This window comes from Paraburkholderia sp. EG287B, from assembly GCF_040965595.1.
Taxonomy (GTDB): domain Bacteria; phylum Pseudomonadota; class Gammaproteobacteria; order Burkholderiales; family Burkholderiaceae; genus Paraburkholderia.
The window spans coordinates 211,398-237,301 of sequence record NZ_JBFRCG010000004.1 but is presented as its reverse complement, the minus strand read 5'-3'; the positions used below and the strand labels follow the sequence as shown (position 1 = coordinate 237,301).

General features: G+C 65.2%; 24 protein-coding genes. 18 read left to right on the top strand and 6 right to left on the bottom strand.

All coding sequences use genetic code 11. The features are described 5' to 3' along the window. The first annotated feature begins 2 nt into the window (after positions 1–2). From AB4Y40_RS08625 to AB4Y40_RS08590, 8 genes are all read left to right on the top strand, one after another. On the top strand, positions 3–443 hold the full coding sequence (locus AB4Y40_RS08625; RefSeq protein WP_368687321.1) for a CBS domain-containing protein: 441 nt from the start codon (positions 3–5) through the stop codon (positions 441–443). A gap of 239 nt (positions 444–682) precedes the next feature. Continuing rightward, positions 683–2,248: a methyl-accepting chemotaxis protein gene (locus AB4Y40_RS08620; RefSeq protein ID WP_368687320.1), complete on the top strand. Its 1,566-nt coding sequence runs from the start codon at positions 683–685 to the stop codon at positions 2,246–2,248. A gap of 67 nt (positions 2,249–2,315) precedes the next feature. Then, positions 2,316–2,714, top strand: coding sequence for a VOC family protein (locus tag AB4Y40_RS08615; protein ID WP_368687319.1), 399 nt, complete (start codon positions 2,316–2,318; stop codon positions 2,712–2,714). Positions 2,715–2,749: 35 nt separating this feature from the next. Next, complete coding sequence (locus tag AB4Y40_RS08610; RefSeq protein WP_368687318.1) at positions 2,750–3,004, top strand: hypothetical protein; 255 nt, start codon at positions 2,750–2,752, stop codon at positions 3,002–3,004. Between the two features lie 347 nt (positions 3,005–3,351). Next, entirely contained in the window at positions 3,352–4,617 is a 1,266-nt protein-coding gene (locus tag AB4Y40_RS08605) for an ABC transporter substrate-binding protein (RefSeq protein WP_368687481.1), read from the top strand. Between the two features lie 91 nt (positions 4,618–4,708). Next, positions 4,709–5,584 carry a branched-chain amino acid ABC transporter permease gene (locus AB4Y40_RS08600; protein ID WP_368687317.1) on the top strand — a complete coding sequence of 292 codons (876 nt, stop codon included), beginning with the start codon at positions 4,709–4,711 and terminating at the stop codon, positions 5,582–5,584. A 23-nt stretch (positions 5,585–5,607) separates the two neighbouring features. Then, positions 5,608–6,534 carry a branched-chain amino acid ABC transporter permease gene (locus AB4Y40_RS08595; protein ID WP_368687316.1) on the top strand — a complete coding sequence of 309 codons (927 nt, stop codon included), beginning with the start codon at positions 5,608–5,610 and terminating at the stop codon, positions 6,532–6,534. Next, positions 6,531–8,051 (top strand): ATP-binding cassette domain-containing protein, encoded by a 1,521-nt coding sequence (locus AB4Y40_RS08590; protein ID WP_368687315.1) that lies wholly within the window; start codon positions 6,531–6,533, stop codon positions 8,049–8,051. The genes AB4Y40_RS08595 and AB4Y40_RS08590 overlap by 4 nt, the downstream gene beginning before the upstream one ends. 31 nt (positions 8,052–8,082) lie before the next feature. Here AB4Y40_RS08590 and AB4Y40_RS08585 read toward each other — a convergent pair whose 3' ends face one another. Together AB4Y40_RS08585 and AB4Y40_RS08580 are read right to left on the bottom strand one after the other, a co-directional pair. After that, positions 8,083–9,825, bottom strand: coding sequence for a Na/Pi cotransporter family protein (locus AB4Y40_RS08585; RefSeq protein ID WP_368687314.1), 1,743 nt, complete (start codon positions 9,823–9,825; stop codon positions 8,083–8,085). A 39-nt stretch (positions 9,826–9,864) separates the two neighbouring features. Continuing rightward, positions 9,865–12,639: an HAD-IC family P-type ATPase gene (locus AB4Y40_RS08580; RefSeq protein ID WP_368687313.1), complete on the bottom strand. Its 2,775-nt coding sequence runs from the start codon at positions 12,637–12,639 to the stop codon at positions 9,865–9,867. A 153-nt stretch (positions 12,640–12,792) separates the two neighbouring features. Between AB4Y40_RS08580 and AB4Y40_RS08575 the strand changes: the two genes are divergently transcribed. From AB4Y40_RS08575 to AB4Y40_RS08565, 3 genes are all read left to right on the top strand, one after another. Continuing rightward, the gene (locus tag AB4Y40_RS08575) at positions 12,793–13,701 is read left to right on the top strand and encodes a LysR substrate-binding domain-containing protein (RefSeq protein WP_368687312.1); all 909 of its coding nucleotides are present in this window, start codon (positions 12,793–12,795) and stop codon (positions 13,699–13,701) included. A 168-nt stretch (positions 13,702–13,869) separates the two neighbouring features. After that, on the top strand, positions 13,870–15,177 hold the full coding sequence (locus AB4Y40_RS08570; protein ID WP_368687311.1) for an MFS transporter: 1,308 nt from the start codon (positions 13,870–13,872) through the stop codon (positions 15,175–15,177). Between the two features lie 24 nt (positions 15,178–15,201). Then, positions 15,202–16,440 (top strand): amidohydrolase family protein, encoded by a 1,239-nt coding sequence (locus tag AB4Y40_RS08565; RefSeq protein ID WP_368687310.1) that lies wholly within the window; start codon positions 15,202–15,204, stop codon positions 16,438–16,440. Between the two features lie 148 nt (positions 16,441–16,588). On the opposite strand, the gene AB4Y40_RS08560 is transcribed toward AB4Y40_RS08565, so the two are convergent. The 4 genes from AB4Y40_RS08560 to AB4Y40_RS08545 form a co-directional block, all read right to left on the bottom strand. Further along, a complete protein-coding gene (locus AB4Y40_RS08560) occupies positions 16,589–17,155 on the bottom strand; it encodes a helix-turn-helix domain-containing protein (protein WP_368687309.1) in 567 nt (188 codons plus the stop codon). A 148-nt stretch (positions 17,156–17,303) separates the two neighbouring features. Beyond that, positions 17,304–17,696, bottom strand: coding sequence for a tautomerase family protein (locus tag AB4Y40_RS08555; RefSeq protein WP_368687308.1), 393 nt, complete (start codon positions 17,694–17,696; stop codon positions 17,304–17,306). A gap of 87 nt (positions 17,697–17,783) precedes the next feature. Then, the gene (locus AB4Y40_RS08550; protein WP_368687307.1) at positions 17,784–18,020 is read right to left on the bottom strand and encodes a hexameric tyrosine-coordinated heme protein; all 237 of its coding nucleotides are present in this window, start codon (positions 18,018–18,020) and stop codon (positions 17,784–17,786) included. A gap of 69 nt (positions 18,021–18,089) precedes the next feature. Beyond that, entirely contained in the window at positions 18,090–19,139 is a 1,050-nt protein-coding gene (locus tag AB4Y40_RS08545) for a catalase family peroxidase (RefSeq protein WP_368687306.1), read from the bottom strand. A 114-nt stretch (positions 19,140–19,253) separates the two neighbouring features. Between AB4Y40_RS08545 and AB4Y40_RS08540 the strand changes: the two genes are divergently transcribed. From AB4Y40_RS08540 to deoC, 7 genes are all read left to right on the top strand, one after another. Next, complete coding sequence (locus tag AB4Y40_RS08540) at positions 19,254–19,859, top strand: helix-turn-helix transcriptional regulator (protein WP_368687305.1); 606 nt, start codon at positions 19,254–19,256, stop codon at positions 19,857–19,859. A 228-nt stretch (positions 19,860–20,087) separates the two neighbouring features. Continuing rightward, positions 20,088–21,461, top strand: a complete 1,374-nt coding sequence (locus tag AB4Y40_RS08535) for an LLM class flavin-dependent oxidoreductase (RefSeq protein ID WP_368687304.1) — start codon at positions 20,088–20,090, stop codon at positions 21,459–21,461. 64 nt (positions 21,462–21,525) lie between these two features. Further along, positions 21,526–22,032, top strand: coding sequence for a flavin reductase (locus tag AB4Y40_RS08530; RefSeq protein ID WP_368687303.1), 507 nt, complete (start codon positions 21,526–21,528; stop codon positions 22,030–22,032). Between the two features lie 2 nt (positions 22,033–22,034). Continuing rightward, a complete protein-coding gene (locus tag AB4Y40_RS08525; protein ID WP_368687302.1) occupies positions 22,035–23,315 on the top strand; it encodes an MFS transporter in 1,281 nt (426 codons plus the stop codon). Positions 23,316–23,512: 197 nt separating this feature from the next. Then, positions 23,513–24,232, top strand: coding sequence for a GNAT family N-acetyltransferase (locus AB4Y40_RS08520; RefSeq protein ID WP_368687301.1), 720 nt, complete (start codon positions 23,513–23,515; stop codon positions 24,230–24,232). Next, positions 24,233–24,679 (top strand): N-acetyltransferase family protein, encoded by a 447-nt coding sequence (locus AB4Y40_RS08515; RefSeq protein ID WP_368687300.1) that lies wholly within the window; start codon positions 24,233–24,235, stop codon positions 24,677–24,679. A 201-nt stretch (positions 24,680–24,880) separates the two neighbouring features. Next, positions 24,881–25,894, top strand: a complete 1,014-nt coding sequence (gene deoC, locus AB4Y40_RS08510; RefSeq protein ID WP_368687299.1) for a deoxyribose-phosphate aldolase — start codon at positions 24,881–24,883, stop codon at positions 25,892–25,894. Positions 25,895–25,904: the final 10 nt, after the last annotated feature.

Below are 25,904 nucleotides of genomic sequence, written 5' to 3'. Positions count from 1 at the left end.
GTATGCAAGTAGAGAAATTCATGACGAGCCGTGTCGTTACCGTCGGTTTCGACGACACGCTCGCGACGGTGCGCGAGATCTTCGCGGAAGCGAGCTTTCACCATCTGCTCGTGGTCGAAGACGGCAAGCTGCAAGGCGTCGTTTCCGATCGCGACCTGCTGCGCGCGATCAGCCCGTTCATCGACAGCGTGGTCGAATCCGCGCGCGACCTCGGCACGCTCAACAAGCGCGTGCACCAGATCATGAGCCGCAAGCCGCTCACGCTGCGACCCGAGTCGAGCCTCTCCGACGCCGTGGCCCTCTTTCTCTCCAACAAGATTTCGTGCATCCCCATCGTGGATGCCGAATTTCGCCCCGTGGGCATCGTGAGTTGGCGCGACGTGCTGCGCTATCTCGTGCCGGTGGACGAGGGCGAAGCGGGCGCACACGAAGCCAGCGCGTGATGCGGATTGACTCGCATGCATCCCACATATGGGTCTGTATTACGAAGCGTTGCTAACGGTCGTGCTTCTTTGCTGTAAACCATAAAGTTCGCACGCTCTCCTGCCGTTGTTATGTACTGGGCGCTTAATCAGCCTGAACGCAAGGGCTGCACTGGGTAGGCGCACCGGAACATTCGATGAAAAACGACTGGGACACGCGCGGCCTCCAGAGCCGCGCGCCCCACGGAGAGAGACCAGGAATGCTTCACAAGCTGTCGATACGCGCGAGCCTGACCCTGATGATCGCCTTCTTTGGCGTCGTCCTGATCGTCGGCGCCGCCACAGGACTCCTGTCGATGCGAGCGGGCAACGAGTCGCTGCGCACCATGTACACCGTCAATACGCCGGCCGTCGCCGACCTCGAAGGCAGCGCCGGCCAGTTGCTGCGTCTGCGCCTTGCGCTCGCCACCAACGCATCGCTGTCCGATCTCGGCGACCACGATGCCGCGGACGCGGTGCTCAAGCGCTTCGATCAATACCTGAAGAACTCGAACGAGCGTCTGGACCACTATCTGTCGATTGCGAGCGGAGAAGGCGAGGCGCAGGATCTGATCGCCGACATGCAGGCCAAGCGCAACAGCTTCCTGCACGATGGCGTCGAGCCGGCGCTGGCGGCGCTCAAGGCCGGTGACAAGACCGCGTTCCAGGAATTGCAGGGCCACAAGCTGCCGTCGCTCTACAGCAACTACGAAAAGGCGATGCTCGTGCTCGAGAAGCGCCAGATCGACCTCGGCGCGCAGCGCTACCAGGAAGCGCAGGACCGCTTCAATGCGGTGAGCGTCGCCGTGGGCGTGGGCATGGTGCTCTCGTTGCTGTTCGCGTGGATCGGCCGCGCGGCGCTCATGCGCGCGATCGTGCATCCCGTGGACGCGGCCATCGCGCAGTTCCAGCGCATCGCCGCCGGCGACCTGAGCGGCACGGTGCAGACGACGAGCAACAACGAAATGGGCCGCCTGCAGGCCGCGCTGCGGCAGATGCAGGATGCACTCATCAAGACGGTCAGCAGCGTGCGTGAAGGCGCGCTGTCGATCGACAAGGGCGTGAGCGAGATCGCCGCGGGCAATACGGATCTTTCGCAGCGCACCGAAGAGCAGGCCGCCTCGCTCGAGGAAACGGCGGCGAGCATCGAAGAGCTGACCTCCACCGTCAAGCAGACCGCAGAAAACGCACGCCAGGCCAGCACGCTCGCCGAGGGCGCTTCCGGCCTCGCCGCGCAGGGCGGCGCGCTCTCGCGCGAAGTGGTCGGCACGATGCAGGACATCGTGGGCGACTCGCGGCGCGTGGGCGAGATCGTCGGTGTGATCGAGGCGATTGCGTTCCAGACCAACATTCTCGCGCTCAACGCGGCTGTGGAAGCGGCGCGTGCGGGCGAGGAAGGGCGCGGCTTCGCGGTGGTGGCGAGCGAAGTGCGCTCGCTGGCGCAGCGCAGCGCCGCGGCGGCCAAGGAGATCAAGGAACTGATCGAGTCGTCGACCTCGCGCGTGGAAACGGGCGCGGGCCTCGTCGAGCGCTCGGGCTCGACGATGAGCGAAATCGTCGAAGCGATCGCGCGTGTCAGCGCGATCATGAACGAGATCGCATCGGCGGCGGCGGAGCAGAGCACGGGCATCGATCAGGTCAACATCGCCGTGGGACAGATGGACCTCGTGACCCAGCAGAACGCGGCACTCGTCGAGCAGGCAACGGCCGCGGCATCGTCGCTCGAAAACGAAGCGCACCGGCTCAATGCAGCGGTTTCGGTGTTCCGCACCGGTCACGCGGGGTAAGGCAAACGCTGCATGGTGTGATGCGCCGGTTATAGTCGTGCCTTCACGACTGCGGACTTCCAGCACCATGCAGCTTCTCGATCACGTTTCGATCGGCGTGCCCGATCTCGACGCAGCGCGTCCCTTCTACGATGCGATCATGAATGCGTTGGGTGCGCTGAAGGTCTACGACCGCCCCAACGCGCTCGGCTACGGTGAGCGTTGCGACGCGGCCGAAACGCAGTCTTCGTATCTTTCCATCTATCTGGATGCCGGCGCCATCGAGCCGAACAAGCGGCACTGGTGCTTCAAGGCCGCGACGCGCTCGCAGGTCGATGCGTTCCATGCCGCCGGTCTCGCGGCGGGCGGACGGTCGGATGGCGACCCGGGCTTGCGGCCGCACTATCACGCCGACTATTACGCCGCCTTTCTCATCGATCCGGCCGGCAACCGGGTCGAGGCCGTGTGCCATACTGCATCGGCCTGACGCTGCGCATCAGGTCAGGCGTGGGAGAGGGGGAAATGACAGGCACTGGCAAATACTGGTTTCGAGCCAAACGCTATGGCTGGGGCTGGGGACTTCCGCTCACCTGGCAGGGGTGGGTGGTACTCGTGGTGTATGTCGTCTCGATCTGTTTGATCGCCGTTTTCTTTGAACCGCACGGGCATCCGTATGCGTTTGCGGGCCTCGCGATACTCGCCACTGTCGCACTCTCGGTGATCTGCTGGCTCAAGGGCGAGCCGCCACGCTGGCGCTGGGGCAAGCACCGCGAGTGAGCCGTTTCAGAATCGACGGCAAATATCTGCATATCACGACACTGCCTGCTCGCGGCCCGGTAAAGAATGCATTTCCGAACGGGTGTGGGTGAAGGTCGAATAGACGGTATCGCACGGCAATCCCGAACGCGTCCGAAGTGCTGCGCCTCGCGTGCGCAGCCGCACGGGGAAACGCGTTTTCTTGCCGCTTTGCACCATAAAATCAGCACCTTATCCGTATGTTACCTGTCATCGTTTTTCCCGATTGAGCGCGTAAAGGCTGGTGATACTGTTGTGGGCACATTCTTCAAAGCAGCAATGTGGCGGGCAGATGTTCCTCAACGATGCTGGCGAATCGGAGATGCATGATGTCCAGTAACGGCGTGTGGCGAAACCTTCATCGCGTAGCGGCGACGGGTATGGTGGCGGCAGGGCTGGGCCTCGCGGCCGGTGCGCATGCCGCGGGTGAGCCGATCAAGATCGGCGTGATCAGCGAGGAGTCCGCGGTGGCGGGCGCTTCGATCAGCAAGGCGGCGCAGCTCGCCGCGGCCGAGATCAACGCGAGCGGCGGCGTGGATGGCCGGCCCATCCAGATCATCGCGTACGACGACCACTCGTCGGCCTCGGACGGCGTGCGCGCGTTCCAGCGCGCCGCGACCCAGGACAAGGTGGTTGCCGTGATCGGCAGCTATATCAGCGAAGTGGCGCTCGCCATGGAACCCTGGTCGGCGCGCCTGAAAATGCCCTTTATCACGCCGGGCGCCGCGAGCAACGATATTTCGAAGCACGTCCACGACGACTACGACCACTACAAGTACACGTTCCACGGCTGGATGACTTCGGCGTTCATCGCGCAGTCGATCTGCGATTTCTCGCACGATATTCTCGTCGGCCAGTTCAAGATGAAGTCGACGGTCGTGATGAGCGAGGACGCCGCATGGACCAAGCCGCTCGACGAGCGCTTCATGGAATGCCTGCCCAAGGCCGGGCTCAAGGTGGTCGATCATATCCGCTTCAATCCGGATACTTCGGACTTCACACCAATTTTCAACCAGATCGAGGCCAGGCACCCCGATACGATCACCACGGGCATCAGCCACGTGGGCGTACAGCCGACGGTGCAATGGCACGATCAGCAGGTGCCGATCCCGATGTCGGGCCAAAGCTCGCAGGCCACGACCACGAGCTTCTGGAAAGACACGAACGGCGCGACGGAGGGCGTGATCACGGCTTCCGCTGCGGCGCCGGGCGTGGCGATCACGCCGAAGACGGTGCCCTTCGCGGATGCCTACCAGAAGAAGTTCGGCGTATCGCCCGCGTATTGCGGCTTCTCGACCTATGACCTCGTGTACATCCTCGCGGATGCGATCAAGCGCAACAAGGGCTCGACCGATCCGGACCAGATGGTCGCCGCGCTCGAGAAGACGGATTACGTAGGCACGATCGGGCGCTGGCAGTTCTACGGCAAGGACGACCAGTTCACGCACGCGCTCAAATACGGCCCGGGCTATATCACCGGCATCAACCTGCAGTGGCAGGACGGCAAGCAGATCGCGATCTGGCCCAAGTCCGTTGCGAACGGCAAGGTCAAGTTCCCGACCTTCATCAAGCTCCAGCAAGCTAGCGCGAACTAGCGTCGTAGTGCGTCGCGCCGTGCGGCCCTTCGTCTGACGATGGGCCGCACGGCGCTTGTTGCGACACACCAACCCACCTGAAAGGCCGGACATGCTGCTCTTGCAGATCCTCATCGACGGCTTTGCCATCAGTTCGCTCTACGCGCTCGGCGCCATCGGCTTCACGCTGATTTTCGGCGTCTCCGGCATCTTGAATCTCGCACATGGCGGCGTGATGCTCGTCGCGGCGCTGATGGGCTGGATGCTCGCGGGCGAGGCGGGCCTCGGCACCTATCTCGGCACGCTGCTTGGCGTGGTCGCCGGTCTCATCGCGGCCTATGTCACCTACCTGATGGTGGTGCGGCCGATCCAGCGTTCGGCGGCGATTCCGGGCGAAGAGAAGGAAATTTTCGTGCTCACCGGCACCTTGCTGTGGGGCATCATGATCCAGCAGGGCATGGCCTGGCTCTTCACCGACAACCCGGTGACGATGCGCCCGCTCATCAGCGGCGTGGCGATGATCGGCAGCGTGCGCGTGCCGTTCAACGAGATCATGATCGCCGTGGTCTGCTGGGCCGTGATCGGTCTCCTCTGGCTGTTCGTGAATCGCACGCGCGCGGGCAAGGCGCTGCTCGCCGCCTCGATGAATCCGCGCGGCCTCACGCTGCTCGGCTTCGAACTCTCGCGCATCTATCTGCTCGCATGGACCATCTACGGCGTGCTGGCGGGCATTGCGGGCGTGCTGCTGGCGTCGTTCCTCGGCGTGAGCACGAACAACGCCGGGCAGCTCACGGCGAGCGCGTTCTCCATCGTCGTGCTGGGCGGGCTCGGCAGCGTTTCCGGGTCGTTGATGGCCGCGTATGTGGTCGGCTATCTGGAGACCGTGACCGCGTATCTCGTCGCGCCGACGCTGCGGCCGCTTCCGGCGCTGCTGCTGCTGGTGCTCGTCGTGTACGTGCGGCCCCAGGGCTTCCTGGGACGTCGCTAACCGAGCGAAGGGAGCACATCGACATGTCCGGTCTTCTTCGTTCGCGTGGGGTATGGGTGGCCGTGTTGCTCGCCGTCGCGGCGGCCACGCTGCCCTGGTGGATGTCGGGGTATATCCTCGGCGTGCTCACGGTCGCGTACTACTTCGGCGTATTCGCGATGTCGTGGGATCTGCTGTTCGGCTTTGCCGGCGAGGTCAATTTCGGCCCGACGTTCCTGATCGGCCTCGGCGCCTATTCGGCGGCCATCATCGATGCCCACTGGGGGCTGCCGATTCCTGTCTGCGTAATCGCGGGCGGCCTCTTCGCGCTGCTGGGCGGCCTGCTGCTCGCGGTCCCCGCGCTGCGGCTGCGCGGTCCGTACTTCGGCCTCGTCACGCTCGTGGCGGTGCTGCTGCTGCAGAACGCGATCGTGATTTTCGCGGGCGTGACGGGCGGCGAGATCGGCATGATGGTGCCGGACGTGATGTCCGTCGACGCCAACCACAACTACTGGATCGCGCTCGCGTTTCTGGTGGTTTGCGCGATCCTGCTGTTCGGCCTCTCCCGCTCGGCCATCGGCCTCATCCTGCAGGCCAGCGGCCAGGACGCCACCGGCGCGCAGGCGCTGGGCTTCAACGTCACGCGGCACAAGCTCGTGGCCTTTTGCATCAGCGCCGTGTTTTCGGGCGTGGCGGGCGCGATGCTGGTGTTCTATCAAGGCACGGCTTCGGTGAGCACGGTGGTGGACTTGAGCGTCGGCGTGCAGATCATCATCGCGGCCGTGCTCGGCGGGCGCCGCACGATACTCGGCGCCGTGCTCGGATCGATCTTCCTGATCGTGGCCGGCGAGTTCCTGCGTCCGCTCGGCCAGCTCAACACGTTCGTTGTCGCGGCGGTGGCGCTCGCGGCGCTGCTGTTCTTTCCGGACGGTTTGCTCGGCAACCTGCTGCGGACGAGGGAACGCCAATGAACGACACGCCGCTGCTCTCCGTTCGCGGGCTGACCAAGCGCTTTGGCGGTCTGGTCGCGGTGAAGGACATTGGCTTCGACATCCGGCCCGGTGAGATCCTGGGCCTGATCGGACCCAACGGGTCCGGCAAGTCGACCGTGATGAAGCTGATCATGGGCATCGAGCGGCCCAACGCGGGCTCGGTCAAGGTGAACGGCGTGGAGATGGCCGGCTGGGCGCCGCACCGCATCGCGCGCGCCGGCGTGGGCATCGTGTTCCAGCACTCGCGCCCCCTGCATCGGCAAACGGTGCTGGAGCACATCAAGCTCGCGCTGCTGCCAGACTCGCTCGTCAAGCTCGCGGCCGAGCCGCATGTGCATCAGCGCGCGCAGGAAATTGCCGCGCGCGTGGGTCTGGCCGCCGTCATGCACCGGCATCCCGCCACGCTGCCGTTCGCGGACCTGCGCCGTATGGAAATGGCGAAAGCGATTGCGCGCGACCCGCAGGTCGTGCTCGTCGATGAGCCCTTCGCAGGACTCACGGTTGCGGAATCGGAGGCATTCTCCGAGCTGATCCGCGGTTTTCGCGCGGAGGGCCACGCGGTGCTGCTGGTCGATCACAACGTCAAGAGCCTTTCAGCGCTCGCCGACCGCGTGCTCGCCATGTACCTCGGCGAGCACGTTGCCGAAGGCACCGCGGAAGAAGTGATGCAAAACGAAACCGTGCGCCGCGTGTATCTGGGCAGCAAGCTGGAACTGCGTCAGCGCGCGAGCTTTGCGGGCGAAGAGAAGCGCGCCATCCTCGAGGTCTCCGACGTACGCGTGCTGTACGGCAAGGCATGCGCGCTCGACGGCGTGAGCCTCCATGTTCGCGAGGGCGAGTTCGTATCGGTGGTGGGCCTGAACGGCGCGGGCAAGACCACGCTCTTCAACGCGCTCTCGGGTTTGCTGCCGTACAAAGGGACGATCCGCTTCGACGGCCGCGACCTGAAGGGCATGAGCGGCGCGGCCGTGTCGCGCGCGGGCCTCGTGCAATGCCCGGAAACGCGCGAGTTGTTCGGCGACATGACGGTGCGCGAGAATCTCGAACTCGGCGGCTATCATCTATCGGACGACGTGCGCAAGAAGCAGCTCACGTGGCTCTACGACCTCTTTCCGATCCTCAAGTCGCGCCAGGGCCAAACCGCGCGCACGCTCTCGGGCGGCGAGCAGCAAATGCTGGCCATTGCGCGTGCGCTCATGCCCCAGCCCAGGCTGCTGATACTCGACGAGCCGACGCTCGGGCTCGCGCCCGTGATCCTCGAACAGCTTTCGAAAGCGCTCGATGCGCTGCAGCAGTCCACGCCCATTACCGTGCTGCTGGGCGAGCAGAACGTTCGCTTCGCCCTGCCGCACGCGGACCGCGTTTATGTGCTGGAGCATGCGCGCATCGTCTGGGAGGGGAGCGCTTCGCGCTTCGAGGCGGAGATGGGGCGCGGCTTTCTCGAAGCGGTGCCCACGAGCAATCCCCATGCGCTGACCTCGGGCGCTGCGCGTTGAAGGCAACGCTCGGCACGCGCGTGCCGCGTCTTCACGCCTGAGCTTCTGCCTCGGGTTCGGCCACGGCCTCTGCGCTTTCAGGTTCCAGCATTTTCACATCGTGCAGCCATCGCGTGGCCTTGGCGATGGCGCGGGAGAGCCGCGCCACCTCGTTCAACTGCTCGATTACGTCGTTGGCGAAGCGGAAAATGAACGCCGCGCCCTCGTTGCGCAGCTGCACCGCGGACATGATGTGCTGCCGCGCCGAGTCGGACTGGCCTTCGATTTCCGGCTTGGCGTTGACGATGCCCGTCACGACGTCGGCCTCCGGGTGCGCGATCATCTGCACGGCAAGCGTGAAACGCTCGATGACGGACCTGGCGAATTGCACCAGCTCGGGGTTGTTCGCCAACACGGTCACGTCCGCGCTTTGCGCGGCGCGTCTCTGGCTCAGCGCGAGCATGCTCGTGGTGGCCACTTCGCGGATGGCGTCGAGGCAGGTCGCAATTCGCGCGAGATCCACCAGTTGCCTGCCTTCGTCGTCGCTTTGCACGGCGTCGGAGAGCTTGCCGATATAGGTGAGAATGGCGGTGCTGAGCGAGTCCGCCGCCTTGTCCTCGTTCGTCACCGTGGAAAGCCCATGCGTGGAGCTTTCGACCAGAAGCGTGGCGCTATGCTCGACGAGAATCTGCACGAGCTTGCCGAGCGAAGCCAGTTCGAGTTGCACGCGGGCAATGGCGAGCGCAGGCATTTCGACCAGCGTTTCATCGAGGTAACGCGGCACGCCGGGATCCTGCCACCCTTCGCGGCGCGCCGGTGCCAGGCGTTCGGCGAGCTTCGCAATGGGCCCGGTGAACCAGATCAGCACGAAGGTACTGAACACGCTGAACACGGTGTGTGCGTTGGCGGCCTGGCGCGGCGTTTCCGCCGCGAGGCGCGCAGCGCCGGTCAGCTCGGGTGCGGAAGGGGAGATCATGCGTACGAAATCGGCGAACTGCGGAATCACGAAGGCGAAGAACAGTACCCCGAGCACGTTGAAGATCAGGTGAACGATACCGACTTGCGCCGCCTCCGCCGATTTGCCGATTGAAGCGAGCAGCGCCGTGCCACAGGTGCCCACATTGGCGCCGAGTATCAGCGCAATGCCCGATTCGAGCGGAATCAACCCCTGGCTGCCGAGCGCGATCACGATCGCGAGCGTGGCCGCCGAACTCTGCACGACGGCCGTGAATACCGCGCCGATCACGATGCCGATGAGCGGATTGCGCATGTTCTGCATCGCGTCGATGAACGGCTGGTAATCGCGCAGGGGCCGGGTCGCGTTGCCCATCATTTCGATGCCGAGAAACAGCAGGCCGAGGCCGAGCAGCGCGCCGCCCAGTTCGCGCAGCGTTTCGCGCTTCGCGAAGCCATAGAGCAGGAAGCCGCCGCCGAGCATGAACGGCGTGAGCGCGGAGATATTGAACGCGATGATCTGCGCAGTGAGCGTCGAGCCGATATTGGCGCCCATGATCATCGGGATGGACTGCATCAGCGTCATGAGCCGCGCGGAAACGAAGCCCACCAGCAGCACCGTGGTGATGGTCGACGAGTTCAGGAGCGCCGTGATGCCGGCGCCCGCGAGCACGCCGCGAAACCGGTTGGCGGTGAGCGAACCCAGCAGCGATTGCAGGCGCGCGCCGGCAATCGTTTTGAGCGCGCCGGTCATCAGATCCAGCCCGAACAGGAACAGGGCAAGCCCGCCCACCAGCAATCCGGTCACCTCGACCAGGTTCAGGTTCGCACCAGGCAGCATGGCATTGGGCCCTCGCTCTCGAGACGGGACGAAACGATTCTACGCGTCATGGTACTGCCTTGTTGGCGCGCCGCGCTGTTGCGGGCTCACGGACTTCTTCAGCGACGGTATCGAACGAATGACGAGCTTCTCCAACTCCACCACGACGAAGAACAGGATCGCGCCCGCCACGAGCCAGAGCCAGGCCGAGAGCGGCAGGGACTCGGTATCGAACACGGCGTGAAAGGGCAGCGTATAGGTGAACAGGATCTGCAGCACGATAACGGCACCAATGCCATACCAGAGATACGGGTTGCCCATGTGCGCGCGTACCGATAGCGCCGAATTGATCAGCGAGCGGCTGTTGAGCAGATAGAATACCTGTCCCAGCGTGATGGCGTTGACGGCGGCCGTGCGCGCCATCGAGTCCGCCGCGCCCTGCGACTTCATCCAGAAGAATGCGGCGAGCGTATAGAGCACGAGCGTGGCGCCGACGAAGAGAATGCGCCACACGCCGAATGGTGTGACGATAGGCCGGTCGATCGAGCGCGGCGGGCGCTGCATCACGTCGTCCTCGTGAGGCTCGAAGGAAATCACGAGGCCAAGGGCGACGGACGTGACCATGTTCACCCACAGCACCTGCGGCGCGGTGATCGGCAGCACGAAGCCGAACAGGATCGCGATGGCAATCACGGCGCCCTGGGCGATATTGGTGGGCAGCATGAAGAGCATGGCCTTTTCGATGTTGTTGTAGACCGTGCGCCCCTCCTTTACTGCGGCCGAGATCGAGGCGAAATTGTCGTCGGCGAGGATCATGCCGGCGGCTTCCTTCGTGACTTCGGTGCCCTTGATGCCCATTGCCACGCCGATATCGGCCTTCTTGAGCGCGGGCGCATCGTTCACGCCGTCGCCCGTCATGGCGACCACCTGCCGGTTGGCCTGGATCGCCTTCACGAGCCGCAGCTTGTGCTCGGGGCTCGCGCGCGCGAATACGTCCACGTCGCGCACGCATTCCTGCAAGGCGGCGTCGTTCATCGCCTCGATCTCGGTGCCGGCCACGGCCGTCTTGCCGTCGCCGATGCCGAGCATGCCCGCGATCGCGGCGGCCGTGACCTTGTGGTCGCCCGTGATCATCGTCACGCGGATACCGCCGCCGTGGCATTCGCGCACCGCGTCGATCGCCTCCTTGCGCGGCGGGTCCATGAGACCCACGAGACCGAGCAGCACGAGCGTCTTCGGCAGGTCCTCGGGGCCGAGGTTGCCCACTTCGAGGCCGGGATCGGGCAGCCACGCGAGCGCCAGCACGCGTTCGCCCTGGGAGGCAAGGCGCTCGCCTTCGCGCGCAAAGCGCTCGCGGTCGAGCGGCGCGGGGCCGTTTGCCGTTTGCTGGCGGTCGCAATTTTCGATGATCACTTCCGGCGCGCCCTTCACGAGCAGCATCTCGCCTTGCGCCGAGCGGTTCAGTGTGGCCATGAACTTGTGCTCGGACTCGAAGGGAATGCCGTCGATGCGCGGCGCGGCGGCGGCTTCGGCAGCGCGGTCCATGCCGAGCTTGCCGGCGAACGGGTAGAGCGCGCCCTCGGTCGGGTCGCCTTCCACTTTCCATTTGCCGTCTTCTTCGAAGAGGCTGGCGTCGTTGCACAGCATGGATACGCGGCCCATGAGCGTGAGCACCTCCGGCCGTTCGGCGCCGAGTGCCTTGCCGCCCGCGCGGACTTCGCCTTCGGGTGCGTAGCCGTCGCCGGTCACTTCATAGGGCGCGTCGGCCGTCACGACCGAGGTCACCATCATTTCCATGAGTGTGAGCGTGCCGGTCTTGTCCGAGCAGATGCGCGAGACGGAACCCAGCGTCTCGACCGCGGGCAGGCGGCGGATGATGGCGTTGCGCTTCGCCATGCGCTGCACGCCGATGGCGAGCGTGATGGTGATGAGCGCCGGCAGCCCTTCCGGGATCACCGAGACCGCGATGCCCACTACGGCCTGGAACAACTGGATGAAGGTCATGTGGCCGAGCCAGTGGCCCCATGCGAACAGCAGCACGCTGATGATGCCGATGGCGATCGTATTGACGTATCCAAACTTCTTGATCTGGCGTAGCAGCGGCGTTTCCAGCGCGCTGACCTCGGCCAGCATCTGGTTGATGCGGCCAAGCTCCGTCTGGCTGCCCGTCGCCACGACGATGCCGGTCGCGCGGCCCGAGAGGACCATCGTCCCGGAAAAGGCCATATTCTCGCGGTCGCCCACGGTGGCATGCGCGGGCACCGCGTCGGTGTTCTTCTCCGCAGGCACGGATTCGCCCGTGAGCGCCGCCTCCTCCGTGCGCAGGTTGCGCGCCTCCACGAGGCGGATGTCCGCGGGGATCTTGTCGCCCGATTCCAGCAGCACGATGTCGCCGGGCACGACCTCGTCGGCGGGAACGAGGCGCACCTCGCCGGCGCGCAGCACGCGCGCTTCCGCGGAGAGCATGTTGCGAATCGAGTCGAGCGCTTTCTCGGCGCGCCCTTCCTGCAGAAAGCCCAGCAGCGAGTTGAGGATGACCACCGCGAAGATGATCGAGGCGTCGAGCCACAGGCTCAGCATCAGCTTGATGAAGCCCGCCGCGAGCAGCACGTAGATGAGCACGTTGTTGAACTGGGCGAGGAACCGCACGAAGGGGCCGCTTTTCTTGCCCTGGGGCAGGACGTTCGGCCCATAGGTGCCGAGGCGCTGTGCGGCGTCCGCCACGTCGAGCCCTTGCGACGGATTCACGTTGAGCTGGCGCTCGATCTCGGCGGCGGGCATGGCGTGCCATTGCACTGCGCCCGCACCGCTAGCCCCACTCCCGGCAGAACTCATCTTCGCCCCCTTGGTTGCGCAGAGATTCAACGCAATAGTAAGTTTTTTTCGCGGCAGGCACGCGCAACCTGGTGCGCGTGCCGTTTTTGCTGGAGGCTGCCGCCGTGAGATGTATGGCAACATCTCCCTGACACGACCCGCCCGAGTCATTCCATGCGCATCACGCCTCTGCCTCCGCTGCCCTGCCTCGTCGCGTTCGAAGCCGCCGTGCGTCACGCCAGCTTCACGCGCGCGGCCGCCGAACTGCACCTCACGCAAAGCGCGATCAGCCGCCAGATCCAGCAACTCGAAGAGTTTCTGGGCCGCTCGCTGTTCGTGCGCGAGCACCGCTCGCTGCGCCTCACGATAGCGGGCGAACAATATGCGGGGCAGGTGCAACGGCTCCTTACGCAATGCGCCGAAGCCACCTTCGACGTGATGAAGCACTATGGCGACCTCGAACTGACCATTGCGTGCTCCTCGGGTGTGGCGGTGCTGTGGCTCACGCCGCGTCTGCCCGCATTCCGCGAGGCACATCCCACCATCAAGCTGCGCCTGATCGTGCGCGATGGGCTCGCCACGATGTCGCCCGCGGAGTTCGACGTTGGCGTGTACTACGTGCGCCAGCAGGCGCCCGCGCATTTCACCGCGCGCCGCCTCTTCAACGAAGAGGTGTTTCCCGTTTGCTCGCCCGGCTATCTCGCGGGACGCGCGCTCGCGCCTGCCGATCTGGCGGCCGAAACGCTGCTGCTGCTCGAAGACGGCCAGCGCCAGTGGATGTCGTGGCCCGAATGGTTCGACCTGAACGGCATGACGATGCCGAAGACCCCGCAGGGCATCACGATCAACCACTATCCGCAGCTCGTGCAGCTCGCCATACTCGGCCAGGGCGTGGCGCTCGGCTGGCGCTACATGATCGACGCGTGCATCGAAGACGGTTTGCTCGTGCGCGTGGGCGAAAGCTCGGCGAGCCACGGCGGCGGCTACTACGTGATCTCGCCCAACGACCGCGCGCAGAACCAGGCGGCGCGTCTATTCACGCGCTGGCTGTTCGAGCAGGTGGAGATGCAAACGGCAGTGTGAAGGACCAGGCGGCGCTCAGGCGCCTCGCATGCGCCCAGCGCATGCATGCATGCGAATCTTTCGTTTCAGAAATTAATCGGGCTGTCATTAGCATGAGGAGCATGTAAGACAGCTCCGGGCGCGTAGTCGTTGGCGCGCAGCGACGATTAATCTGACAAGGAAGAGACCATGCAAGGAACGCTTTCACCTCGCGTCGCGCATGAAGGTGTCGCGACGACCGCGCAGCAGCGCCGCCGCGCGATCATCGCGACGGTATTGGGCAACGGCCTCGAATGGTTCGACTTCACGGTGTACAGCTTCTTCGCCGTGATCATCGCGAAGCTGTTCTTTCCGACCGGCAACGAACTGACCTCCGTGCTGCTCACGGTGGCGACCTTCGGGGTGGGCTTCTTCATGCGGCCGGTGGGCGGCATCGTGCTCGGCATTTACGCCGACAAGGTGGGCCGCAAGGCAGCGCTCTCGCTCACCATCCTGCTGATGGCCTTCGGCACCGCGCTCATCGGGCTCGCGCCCACCTACGAGCAGGCGGGTATTGCCGCGCCGTTGCTGATCGTGCTCGCGCGCCTGCTGCAGGGTTTCTCGGCGGGCGGCGAGATGGGCGGGGCCACGGCGTTCCTTACCGAGTACGCGCCGCCGGGCAAGCGCGCCTACTATTCGAGCTGGATCCAGTCGAGCATCGGCTTCGCGGTGCTGCTGGGCGCTGCCACGGGCACGTTCGTCACGGCGTCGCTCGATGCGCAATCGCTGCATAGCTGGGGCTGGCGGCTGCCGTTTCTGATCGGCATTCTCGTGGGTCCGGTGGGCTACTACATCCGCAGCCAGATCGACGAGACGCCCGCGTTCAGCGCCGTGGAAGCGCAGGCGAAAGACAATTCGCCCCTCAAGGAAGTGTTCGAGCGCTACCCGCGCGAGACCTTCGCGAGCTTCTCGATGGTCATTCTCTGGACGGTCTGCACTTACGTGCTGCTGTTCTACATGCCGACCTATTCGGTGCGCACGCTGCATCTGCCGCAATCGACGGGCTTTTCCGCGGGCATGGTGGGCGGCCTGATGATCATGTGCGGCGCGCCGATCGTGGGCAAGCTGGCGGATGCGTGGGGCCGGCGCGTGTTCCTGAGCGGCGCCGCGTCGCTGATTCTCGTGCTGGCCTGGCCCATGTTCGCGTGGATCAACCGCGCGCCCGGCTTCGCCTCGCTCATCGTGTTTCAGGCCGTGTTCGGCGTGCTGATCGCCGCCTACACGGGACCGATTCTCGCCGCCTTCTCGGAGCTGTTCCCGACCAAGGTGCTATCGACTGGTCTCTCGGTGGCCTACAACTTCGCGGTCACGATCTTCGGCGGCTTCGCACCGTTCCTCATTACGTGGCTCATCGCACGTACCGGCAGCAACATGGCGCCCGCGCTCTATGTGATCGTCGCGGCCGCGATCAGCCTGGTCGGCACCTTCTTCGTGAAGGACATGCGGCGCGCGAACTGAACGACTCTATAAGGAATCCAGACAATGACCCTCACTGTCCTAAAAGGCGGCAACGTACTCGACCTCGAGCGCGGCGTGCTGCTCGAACATCATCACGTCGTGATTGAAGACGAGCGCATCGTGGAGGTGACCGATCGCCCCGTCGACCTGCCGAACGCGAACGTGGTCAACGTGCGGGGCAAGACCGTCATGCCGGGCTTGATCGACTGCCACGTGCACGTGCTGGCCTCGAATGCGAATCTCGGCGCCAACGCCACGCAGCCCAATATCCTCGCGGCCATCCGCTCGCTGCCGATTCTCGACGCCATGCTCTCGCGCGGCTTCACGAGCGTGCGCGACGCGGGCGGCGCCGACTGGAGCCTGATGCAGGCCGTGGAAACGGGCCTCGTGCGCGGGCCGCGCATTTTCCCCTCGGGCAAGGCGCTCTCGCAAACGGGCGGTCACGGCGATTTTCGTCCGCGCGGCGATTTGCTCGAACCGTGCTCGTGCTGCTTCCGCACGGGCGCGATCGCGCGTGTGGTGGATGGCGTGGATGCGGTGCGTCTTGCCGTGCGCGAGGAGATCCAGAAGGGCGCCACGCAGATCAAGATCATGGCGTCGGGCGGTGTGGCGTCGCCGACGGACCCCATCGACAATACGCAGTACTCGGAAGATGAAATTCGCGCCATCGTGGCGGAGGCCGAAGCGGCGAACACCTATGTGATGGCGCACGCCTATACGGGCCGCGCCATCGCGCGCGCAGTGCGCTGCGGCGTGCGCACGATCGAGCACGGCAATCTCGTGGACGAAGCGGCGGCGCAGTTGATGCGCGAGTTCGGCGCGTTCGTCGTGCCGACGCTCGTGACCTACGACGCGCTGGCCGCGCACGGCGCGCAGTTCGGGCTGCCGGCGGATTCGGTGGCCAAAGTGGCTTCCGTACAGCAGAAGGGGCGCGAATCGCTCGAGATCTACGCGAAGGCCGGCGTGCAGATGGGGTTCGGGTCCGACCTGCTCGGCGAGATGCACGCGTTCCAGACCGGCGAGTTCCGCATTCGCGCGGAAGTGCTCGGCAATCTCGAGGCGCTGCGCTCGGCAACGAGCGTGGCTGCGGAAATCGTGAACAGGAAGGGCGAACTGGGCGTGATCGCAGCGGGTGCAATTGCCGACGTGGTCGTGCTCGATGGCAATCCGCTTGCCGACATCGGCGTGGTGGCCGGCGAGGGCGAGCGGATCGAATACGTGCTGCAGCGAGGGAGGATCGTGAAGGCGCGGGTGGAGGGCTGATCGCCCACCCTCGGTCAGTTGTCGAACGTGCCGCGATATTCAGGCGCGGCGTCCGCGCGAGCCCATGTGGAAGTTCCTGGGCCATGCCGGCGCGTCCATAGCCGATTCAACGATGCAGGAGTGCCGCCGCGGCGGCGCGTACTCGCATTCAGCGGCGCACGAGCGCCACGACGTACACGCACGGGCCCTTGCCCGGATTGAAGAACGCGCAGTCGGCCGGCGGCCCGAGCTGCAGGCAGTCGCCGGCTTCGAGCGTGTGGACCTGTTCGCCTTCCTCGAATACCAGCGTGCCGCTGCGCACCCAGATCTGCTGATGCTGGAACGTGAACGCCGACGCCGGATACGCAACGCGAACGCCGCCCGGCAACGCGATCTCCACGAGGTCGAGCATGCCGCCGTTGCGCGGCGAGACGGCCCGGCGCGTATAGCCGGTTTCGGGGTCTTGCCAGATCTGCTGATCGGCGGCGCGGCTCAAACGCTCGCCGGTTTGCTCGGCGAGCGCGAGCAGCATGGAGAGCTGCAGACCAAAGGCGCCCGAAAGCCGGCCGAGCACGGTAGCGGTGGGGCTCGCTTCGCCGCGTTCGATCTTGCTGATCATCGCTTTGGAAACGCCCGAGCGCTCGGCCATGTCCGCGAGCGACCAGCCGCGCGATTCGCGCTCGATGCGCACGCGCGTGGAAATGGCGGGGGTGGGGTCGGTGAGCGGTCGGTTCATACCTGGAAGATTGGCGGTCTGGGCAGGGGTGAGTCGATTATACGGGCCGGCTTGTGGCGTATCGCTTTGGCGCGGAGATTTTGAATGGCTTCTCGCTGGTGCGCGACTGCTGCCGCAGTTCTACTGCGGCAGCCCCGACCTCACGACGTCATGTCAGTTCCCGCGTGATGAACTGCGCGCGCCCGCGGCCGAAGGACCAGTCCGCGTCGTCGTTCTCGACGATCGACACGATGACGTCGTCCGGCGAAATGCCGCATTGGGCTTGCAGTTTTTCAACGAGCAGGCGATAGAACTCGACCTTTTGCGGCTCGGTGCGCTTGCGGCTCACGGCCGTCAGCAAGATGACGTCTCTCGATCGCGTGTACCCGAGTCCGGTGTCGTCCACCACCAGCTCGCCAGGACGATGCTGCGTGACGCTCTGGTAGCGATCGGTAACGGGTACGTCGAAGGCCTGCACCATGGCCTCATGGGCGGCGTCCAGGAGCGCACGCACCTGTTCGTCGGTGCGGCCCTCGATGATGTCGAATTTGAGCATTGGCATGTGAACTTCTCCTTGAGTGGGACAGCGTCAGGGTGGCACTCCGTCAGCCCGCCGGACCTGGAGTGCCGGGATTCGGGTTGAAGAGGGTTATTCGCGCCAGTAGCGATTGGCTGCGGCAATCGTGGCGAACTCAGCCGCCACGATGTGCCCGACCTGAAGCAGCATGCTCGCGTCGTTCGCATACACGTCACGCAGCTTCTCCCGGATAGCCTCATCCGGCTGGGTTGTCTTGATCACTAACCGCGCCATCTTGATGGCGAGTTGGCGCCCTTCTTCCGGTGTCGCGGTGATGAGCGTATTGCCGGGAACCAGTGTGATATTCATCGTGACGGACCTATCTGTTCAGGATGGCGAAATGAATCGTAGTTGAGTACCAAATTTCGGCGTTGGCGATTATTGCTGGCGGCGGGCGAACGAGACCGGGTAGGCAGCGGAACGCGCATTGATCATCGGATCTTCCACTTCAATGCCGGGCGGCAAGGCGTTGGGAAGGAACAGCAGGCTACGTTGGGCCGCCTGATTGTCCGCCACCGCTTTCGTGATCGAGATCGTGCCCAGTTCCACGGTGCGATGCGCGCTCGACCACGCTACGGACGGATCGTCGAGCTTGTCGCCCGCTCGAGCGATCTGCAGAACGAGACGGAACTGCGCCGGCGCACGCGATACGCGCTGGCGGATTTCCGACTGCAGGTAATCCGGCGCCTTCTTTGCTGCGTCGGCATCCGCCAGGTAGTGTTCGCCGCCAACCGGCACGATCTGATAGCGCCCGTACGTCACGACGCCCTTCGAATCTATGAACCTGAACGTGTTGACCCCGAAGTAGGGCAGCGACGCATAGCTGCGCGGGAATGGCTTGCGGGCGGTGAGGAATGCCTTTGCCACCGGATGGCTGCCCAGATAGGCGTCCAGCGGAGTCGGCTTCGGTGTGTTCGGGCCACTCGTTCCAAGGGCAATCAGGAGATCGCGAAAATCGTCGGCCGTCGCGGAAGGAAATCCGTTGAACGAGTGCGCGACGATATCGGTGTCGCTGCCGTCCGGCAGCTTGAACTTGATGGCCATGCCGCGCGGCGACGCGAGAGGATGGTCGTCGGCGATATCCGGGATGCCGGCGAAGTTCGAAAACCGCACGACGACCGGAACCGCGGTCTGGAAATGCGGTGCCTTGCTCACCCCCGGCGCGGCCGCGCTGGGGGTGAAGGTGCCTTCGAGCACGATGCCTTTCGCATGCACCGCCCGCGCGTCCGGATGCTTGCCGAATACACCGTTCAGGGCGTCGACGAGTTGCACCGGAGTCGACTTTTGAGCGGGCGGGGATGCCGCTGTCTGGGCAGTCGCGGCTTGCCCCGTCGACAGGGCTAACAGGATCGCTAACGAAAAACGGGGCACGGATCGGTTCATGCTGGGGACTCTTCGGTTGGATGTGGGCTGGGCGAGACAGCGCAAGTCTAGTTGATATCGACAATAATGACAATTATATATGTCATTATGGTTAATATGGTCCCGTCCTGGGCGAGGCTATAATCGCCCGCTACGCCTGCTGATCCATACCTCTTTCCCGTGACTACCAAGAACGACGTCTTGCGCGCGCTGCAACGAGAACCGTTGACTGTCGTCCAGCTCTGCGAACGGCTGGCCGTGACGCGCACGGCGATCAACATGCAGTTGAAGCAGCTGGAAGCGGAGGGACTCGTTCAACGGCGTAAATCGCTGCAAACCGGGACGCCGGGAAAACCGGCAGTCCTCTACGAGGCCGCGCCGGGCAGTGAAGATGCATCGTCGAGCGCGTACCCGGGGTTCCTGCTCGGCCTCCTCGCCACACTCAAGGATCGCTTCGACGACCGTGAGCTCGAGGCAATCCTCACGGAAACGGGCCGCCGCCTTGCGCGCGAGAACGGCCTGCCCGCATCACGCGACTTCAAGACCGATCTGGCCGCCGCCATGGCAGTCGTCGACGCGCTCGGCGCGCACACGGAAGCGGTCCCCGACGGCGATGCAATCATGGTCCGCAATTACAGCTGCCCGGTCGCGGGTGCGGTGCGCGAAACGCCATGCGTATGTCGAGCGCTCGCAGCGTATTTTTCCGAGGCGACCGGCCGCCCGGTCAGCGAGCACTGCTTACGCGAAGGCCGGCTCATCTGCCAATATCGCATCGCCAGGAAATAACGGGACCACGCTGCACGCGCCAGCAGCAACGCTTCGTCCCGGAAACCATACGCCACCCGGTCGACCGGGACAAATGACGATCCGTGATGGGTGCCATCACATCCAGTGAACCCGGCAAGGAAAGTTCACCTGACTTCTTCGCGGCAATACCGGATCAATCCCAGGTTTCATTAGTACCCGTTCGTCTACTATAGTAGATGGCATCGAGCGCGCCCAAAAGGAGCCGACATGCCGCGTGAAATCCGTCTGAACGCTTTCGACATGAACTGCGTGGGCCACATTCAGCAAGGCTTGTGGACACATCCGCGCGACCAGTCGAGCCGCTATACGGAACTCCAGTACTGGACCGACTACGCGAAGACGCTCGAACGGGGCCTCTTCGACGGCATCTTCTTCGCCGATGTCGTCGGCGTGTACGACGTCTACGGCGGCAATGCCGACGCCGCGTTGCGCGGCGCGGTGCAGGTGCCCGTGAACGACCCCACGCTCGTCATCCCCGCCATGGCGGCGGTGACGCAGCATCTGGGCTTTGGCGTGACAGCCAATCTCACGTATGAACAGCCGTTTCTGTTCGCGCGGCGCATGTCCACGCTCGACCATCTCACGGGCGGGCGCATCGGCTGGAACATCGTGACGGGCTATCTCGACAGCGCGGCCCGCGCCATCGGCATGGACGGCCAGAACGCTCACGACGACCGCTACGATCTGGCCGACGAATATATGGCGCTCGTGTACAAGCTCTGGGAAGGCAGCTGGGACGACGACGCGGTTATCAATGACCGCGCCGGCGGCATCTACGCCGACCCCGCGCGCGTGCGGATGATTCATCATCGCGGGCCGCAATACAAGGTGGATGCGATGCATCTATGCGCGCCGTCGCCGCAGCGCACGCCGGTGCTCTACCAGGCGGGATCGTCTACGCGCGGCAGGCGTTTTGCCGCGACGCACGCCGAATGCGTGTTCATCAATGGTCAGAAGATGGAAGGCGTGAAGGAGATCGTCGGGGACATTCGGGCGCAGGCCGTGCAGCTCGGGCGCGCGGCCGACGACGTGAAGGTCTTTCTGGGCGCGACGCTGATCGTCGGACGCACGGATAGCGAAGCGCGCGAGAAGTTCGACGAGTACCGGCGCTACGTGAGCTCGGAAGCGGCGCTCGCGCACGCGGCGGCGTCGCTTGGCATCGACTTCGCGCGTTACGATCTCGACGAGCCCATCGAGGCGGGCAGGAGCCAGGCGATCGTGTCCAACGTCGAAGCCATGACGCGCAGCGCCGGGCCGCAATGGACGCGCCGCAAGCTGCTCGAGCAGATGGTCCTCGGCAGCCGCCAGGCGCCGTGGGTGGGATCGGCCGAGCGCATCGCGCAAACCTTGATCGAGTGGAGCGAAACGGCCGGCGTGGATGGCTTCAATCTCTCGCGCACGGTGGTGCCGGAATGCTTCGACGACGTGGTCGAACTGCTGGTGCCCGAACTGCAAACGCGCGGCGCCTATAAAAGCGCGTATCGTGAGGGCACCCTGCGCGAAAAGCTCTCCGGCGGCGCGCGCCTGCCGGCCTCGCACGCGGCAGCGCAGTATCGCGGCGCGCGCGTGAACGAGGCATGAGCGACGCATGAAAATCGGGCACTGAATTCCCGCTACGAGGAGACCGCGGCAAGCGGGCAAGAATATGGTAGACAAATCCCTCTTTCGCGACGCCATGTCCGGTCTTGGTGCCGCCGTGAACATCGTCACGACCGACGGCGACGCCGGGCGCGCCGGCTGCACGGCGTCCGCCGTGTGCGGCGTGACGGACGAGCCCCCCACGCTGCTCGTCTGCATCAATCGCACGAGCCGCAACAACGCGATCCTGCGCGCGAACGGGCGGCTCTGCGTGAACGTGCTGGCTGCCGACCAGCGCGAGGTGGCCACGCGTTTCGCCACGAAAGACATCGACATGGACGAACGTTTCGCGCTCGCCGAATGGTATCGGCTCGAAACGGGCGCGCCCGCCCTGCGCGGCGCGGTGAGTTCATTCGATTGCCACATCGCGCGCACGACCGAAGTCGGCACGCACACGGTGTTCTTCTGTGAGATCAAGGCAGCGCGCATGGTGGGCGGGCGCGACGGGCTGATCTGGTTCGGCCGCGCGTTTCATCGCGTGCTCGCACAGGCGCACGCGGCAGCGGCGGCCTGAGCGTGCCGCGCACGCCTTCCCAAGGCACTGCCGGTTCCCGTTCGTCGGACGAAACGGGGCCGCCAGGGCTTGGCGCGGCGCAACGCGGCAAGGCCGCCTCGCTCGCGTTGCTGCTCCTCGCGCAGGTGGCGGCGATGGGCGTCTGGTTTTCGTCGAGCACCGTGGTGGTCCTCATCAAGCAGGCGCACGCCATTGCCGCGTTCGACGAAGCCTTGCTCACGAGCGCCGTGCAGTGCGGCTTCGTGGTCGGCACCATCACGTCCGCATTGCTTTCGCTGCCCGACCGCTACGATCTGCGCCGGCTGCTCGCGGGTTCCGCGCTCGTGGCGGCCGTGGCCACGGCCTCGCTCGCGTTCCTGCCGCCGGTCGGCGGCGCGGTGGTCGCGCTGCGGTTCATCACCGGCATGTGCATGGCGGGCGTGTATCCCGTCGGCATGCGGCTCGCGGCCACCTGGGCGCAAGGCGATCTCGGTCTGCTCGTCGGCCTGCTCGTGGGCGCGCTCACGCTCGGCTCGGCAAGCCCGCATCTGCTGGCGGCCACGGGCGGGCTCGGCTGGCGCACGATCTATGGCGTCGCCGCGGCGTGCGCCGCGTGCGCCGCGGTGCTGATCGCCTTTGCGGGCATCGGGCCGAATATCCGGCGCGCCACGCGCATCGACGTTGCGAAGGTCGCGCAAGCGTGGCGGCGGCCCGCCCTGCGGCTCGCCAATCTCGGCTACCTCGGCCACATGTGGGAGCTTTACGCGATGTGGGCGTGGCTCGCGCTGTTCCTGCAGCAAACGTTCGTCGCGCGCGGCATGGCCAACGCCCGCACGCGCGCGGAGTGGATGACCTTCAGCGTGATCGCGATCGGTGCGATGGGCGCGTGGCTCGGCGGCGTGCTGGCGGACCGCGTGGGGCGCACGGCGGTCACGGTCGGCGCGATGGCGACGAGCGCAACCTGTGCCGCGCTGATGGGCTGGCTGGCTCACGCGCCGCTCGTCGTGATGGGCGCGGTCGCGCTCGTGTGGGGCGTCTCGGTGATCGCCGATTCCGCGCAGTTTTCGGCGAGCGTGGCCGAACTGGCCGACCCGGACTCGGTCGGTACGCTGCTGACCGCGCAGACCTGCGCGGGTTTTCTGCTCACGCTGGTGAGCATTCATCTCGTGCCGTACGTGGTGGCCTGGCTGGGATGGCGGGGCGGCTTCGGCATGCTGGCGGTGGGGCCGGCGCTCGGCTGTGTGGCGATGCTGCGGCTGCGGCGGCATCCCGATGCGGTGCGGCTGGCGGGCGGGCGTCGGTGATCCGCAAGGGTCCATGCGGGTGGAAATCGAAAAGCAGAGGAAAACTGAACAATCAAAGGTGCGCGACGCGATGTGCCTGCGAGCGCGCTGCGTGGTTCCACGCGCCCTGCCGTTCGTGGACCTTTCCACGGAACCACGACATGCGGTAACTTAACGCGGATATTGGTTACGTCCCGCGCACGAGGAGCTTGTCACGCATGTCAGCAAGACTGAACGAATTCCAGCAGCCCATTGGCGACCCGGTCACCGGCTGGCAGCCGCGCGAACGGCCTGCGCGTGTGACGATCGAGGGCCAGTTCTGCCGTATCGAGCCGATCGACCTCGACCGCCACGCCGCCGATCTCTTCGAAGCCTACGGCACGGCGGCCGACGGGCGCGACTGGACCTACCTGTTCGCCGAGCCGTTCACCGACTTTGCCGCGTTTCGCGAATACCTCGCGAAAGCCGCGGCTTCGAGCGACCCGTTCCATTACGCCGTGATCGACCGCGCGAGCGGGAAAGCCGTGGGCACGTTCGCGCTCATGCGCATCGAGCCGGTGCATGGCGTGATCGAAGTGGGCAGCGTGACGTTTTCGCCGCGCCTGAAGCAAACGCCGCTCTCCACCGAGGCGCAGTACCTGCTGATGCGCTACGTGTTCGACGACCTTGGCTACCGGCGCTACGAATGGAAATGCGACAGCCTCAACGCGCCTTCGCGCAAGACGGCGCTGCGTCTGGGCTTCCAGTTCGAGGGCATTTTCCGCCAGGCGATCGTGTACAAGGGCCGCAACCGCGACACCGCGTGGTTCGCGATCATCGACCAGGACTGGCCGCTCGTGAAAGCCGCGTTCGAGGAGTGGCTCTCGAACGAGAACTTCGACGCGCAAGGCCGGCAGCGCGCGTCGCTTGCGAGCTTGAGAGAAGCTGCAGCCCCCTGAATGTCCGGGGCGATCCTTATCCGCGAAGTCGCGCCCGCCGATCGCGACGCGTGGTTCGGCCTCTGGGCGGGCTACAACGCGTTTTACGAGACGACCGTCGCGCCGCACGTCAGCGAGCGCACCTGGCAGCGCATGCTCGATGCGAACGCGCCGGTGTTCGCGCGAGTCGCCGAAGTCGAGGGACGGCTGTTGGGATTCAGCCTTTGTGTGCTGCATGAAGGCACATGGGTCGATGCACCCATTTGTTACCTCGAAGACCTGTTCGTCGATCCCGCTTGCCGTGGCCAGGGTATAGGCAGGCGGCTCATCGAAGACCTCATCGCACTGGCGCGTTCGCGCGCCTGGTCGCGTCTTTACTGGCATACGCGCGAGGACAACCCCGCGCGCAGGCTCTACGACGAATTCGCGCAAGCCGACGATTTCGTACGGTATCGGTTGCAGTTCTAAACCACTCTCAGGATGAGGCGCGCGCGTGCGCGCAAACGCAGGCTCCGGGCGAAAGCCGAACGTGCGGGCCGGCGTTCCCACGTCCCGAGCCCGATAGATAGGATTGTAACGAGTATTGTCACGATCATTTCATCGGTATAGGATGAGTGCGAATAAACCACCACGGTTTGATGTGCATTGCACAAATTCGCCACCCAGCCTATGTCAGAAGCCTCAACGAACTCGCTCGTCGTGCTGCGCGGCGCGCCCGCCCAGCATGCTGCGCATGTCGCGCGCAACGCCGGCGTGGCGTTCGACGCGGCGTGGCTCGACGCCCTGCGCGTCAACCAGTCCGCCGTCGAGCGGCGCACGGCCACGCTCGGCACGCGCCGCGCGGTCAAGAAGGACGCGCAGGCCGCGTGGCTCCTGAAGGCCATCACCTGCATCGATCTCACCACGCTCAACGGCGACGACACCGAAGGCCGCGTGCGCCGCCTGTGCACGAAGGCGCGCCACCCCGTGCGCGCCGACCTGCTCGCGGCGCTCGGCTTCGCACCCGACGCCATCACGACAGGTGCGGTGTGCGTGTACCACCGCTTCGTCGCGGCCGCCGTCGACGCGCTGGCGGGCAGCGGCATTCCCGTCGCGGCCGTCTCCACCGGCTTCCCGGCGGGCTTGAACCCGCACGCGCTGAAGCTCAAGGAAATCGAGGCCTCCGTTAAGGACGGCGCCGAGGAAATCGACATCGTCGTCACGCGCGAGCACGTGCTCACCGGCAACTGGCGCGCGCTCTACGAGGAAGTGCGCGAGTTTCGCGCGGCCTGCGGCGACGCGCATCTGAAGGCGATTCTCGCCACGGGCGACATTCGTGTGCTGTCGAACATCGCCCGCGCGTCGATGGTCTGCATGATGGCGGGCGCGGACTTCATCAAGACGTCCACTGGCAAAGAAGGGACCAACGCCACGCTCGACGTTTCGCTCGTGATGGTGCGCATGATCCGCGAGTACCGCGAGCGCACTGGCGCGCTGGTGGGCTTCAAGCCCGCGGGCGGCGTATCGAACGCCAAGACCGCGCTTGCGTACCAGATCCTCATGAAGGAAGAGCTGGGGCGGCCCTGGCTCGAGCCCGAGCTGTTCCGCTTCGGCGCATCGAGCCTGCTCGCCGACATCGAGCGCCAGCTCGAACACCACGTGAGCGGCCGCTATTCCGCCTTCCACCGCCACCCCGTAGCCTGAGCAGACCATA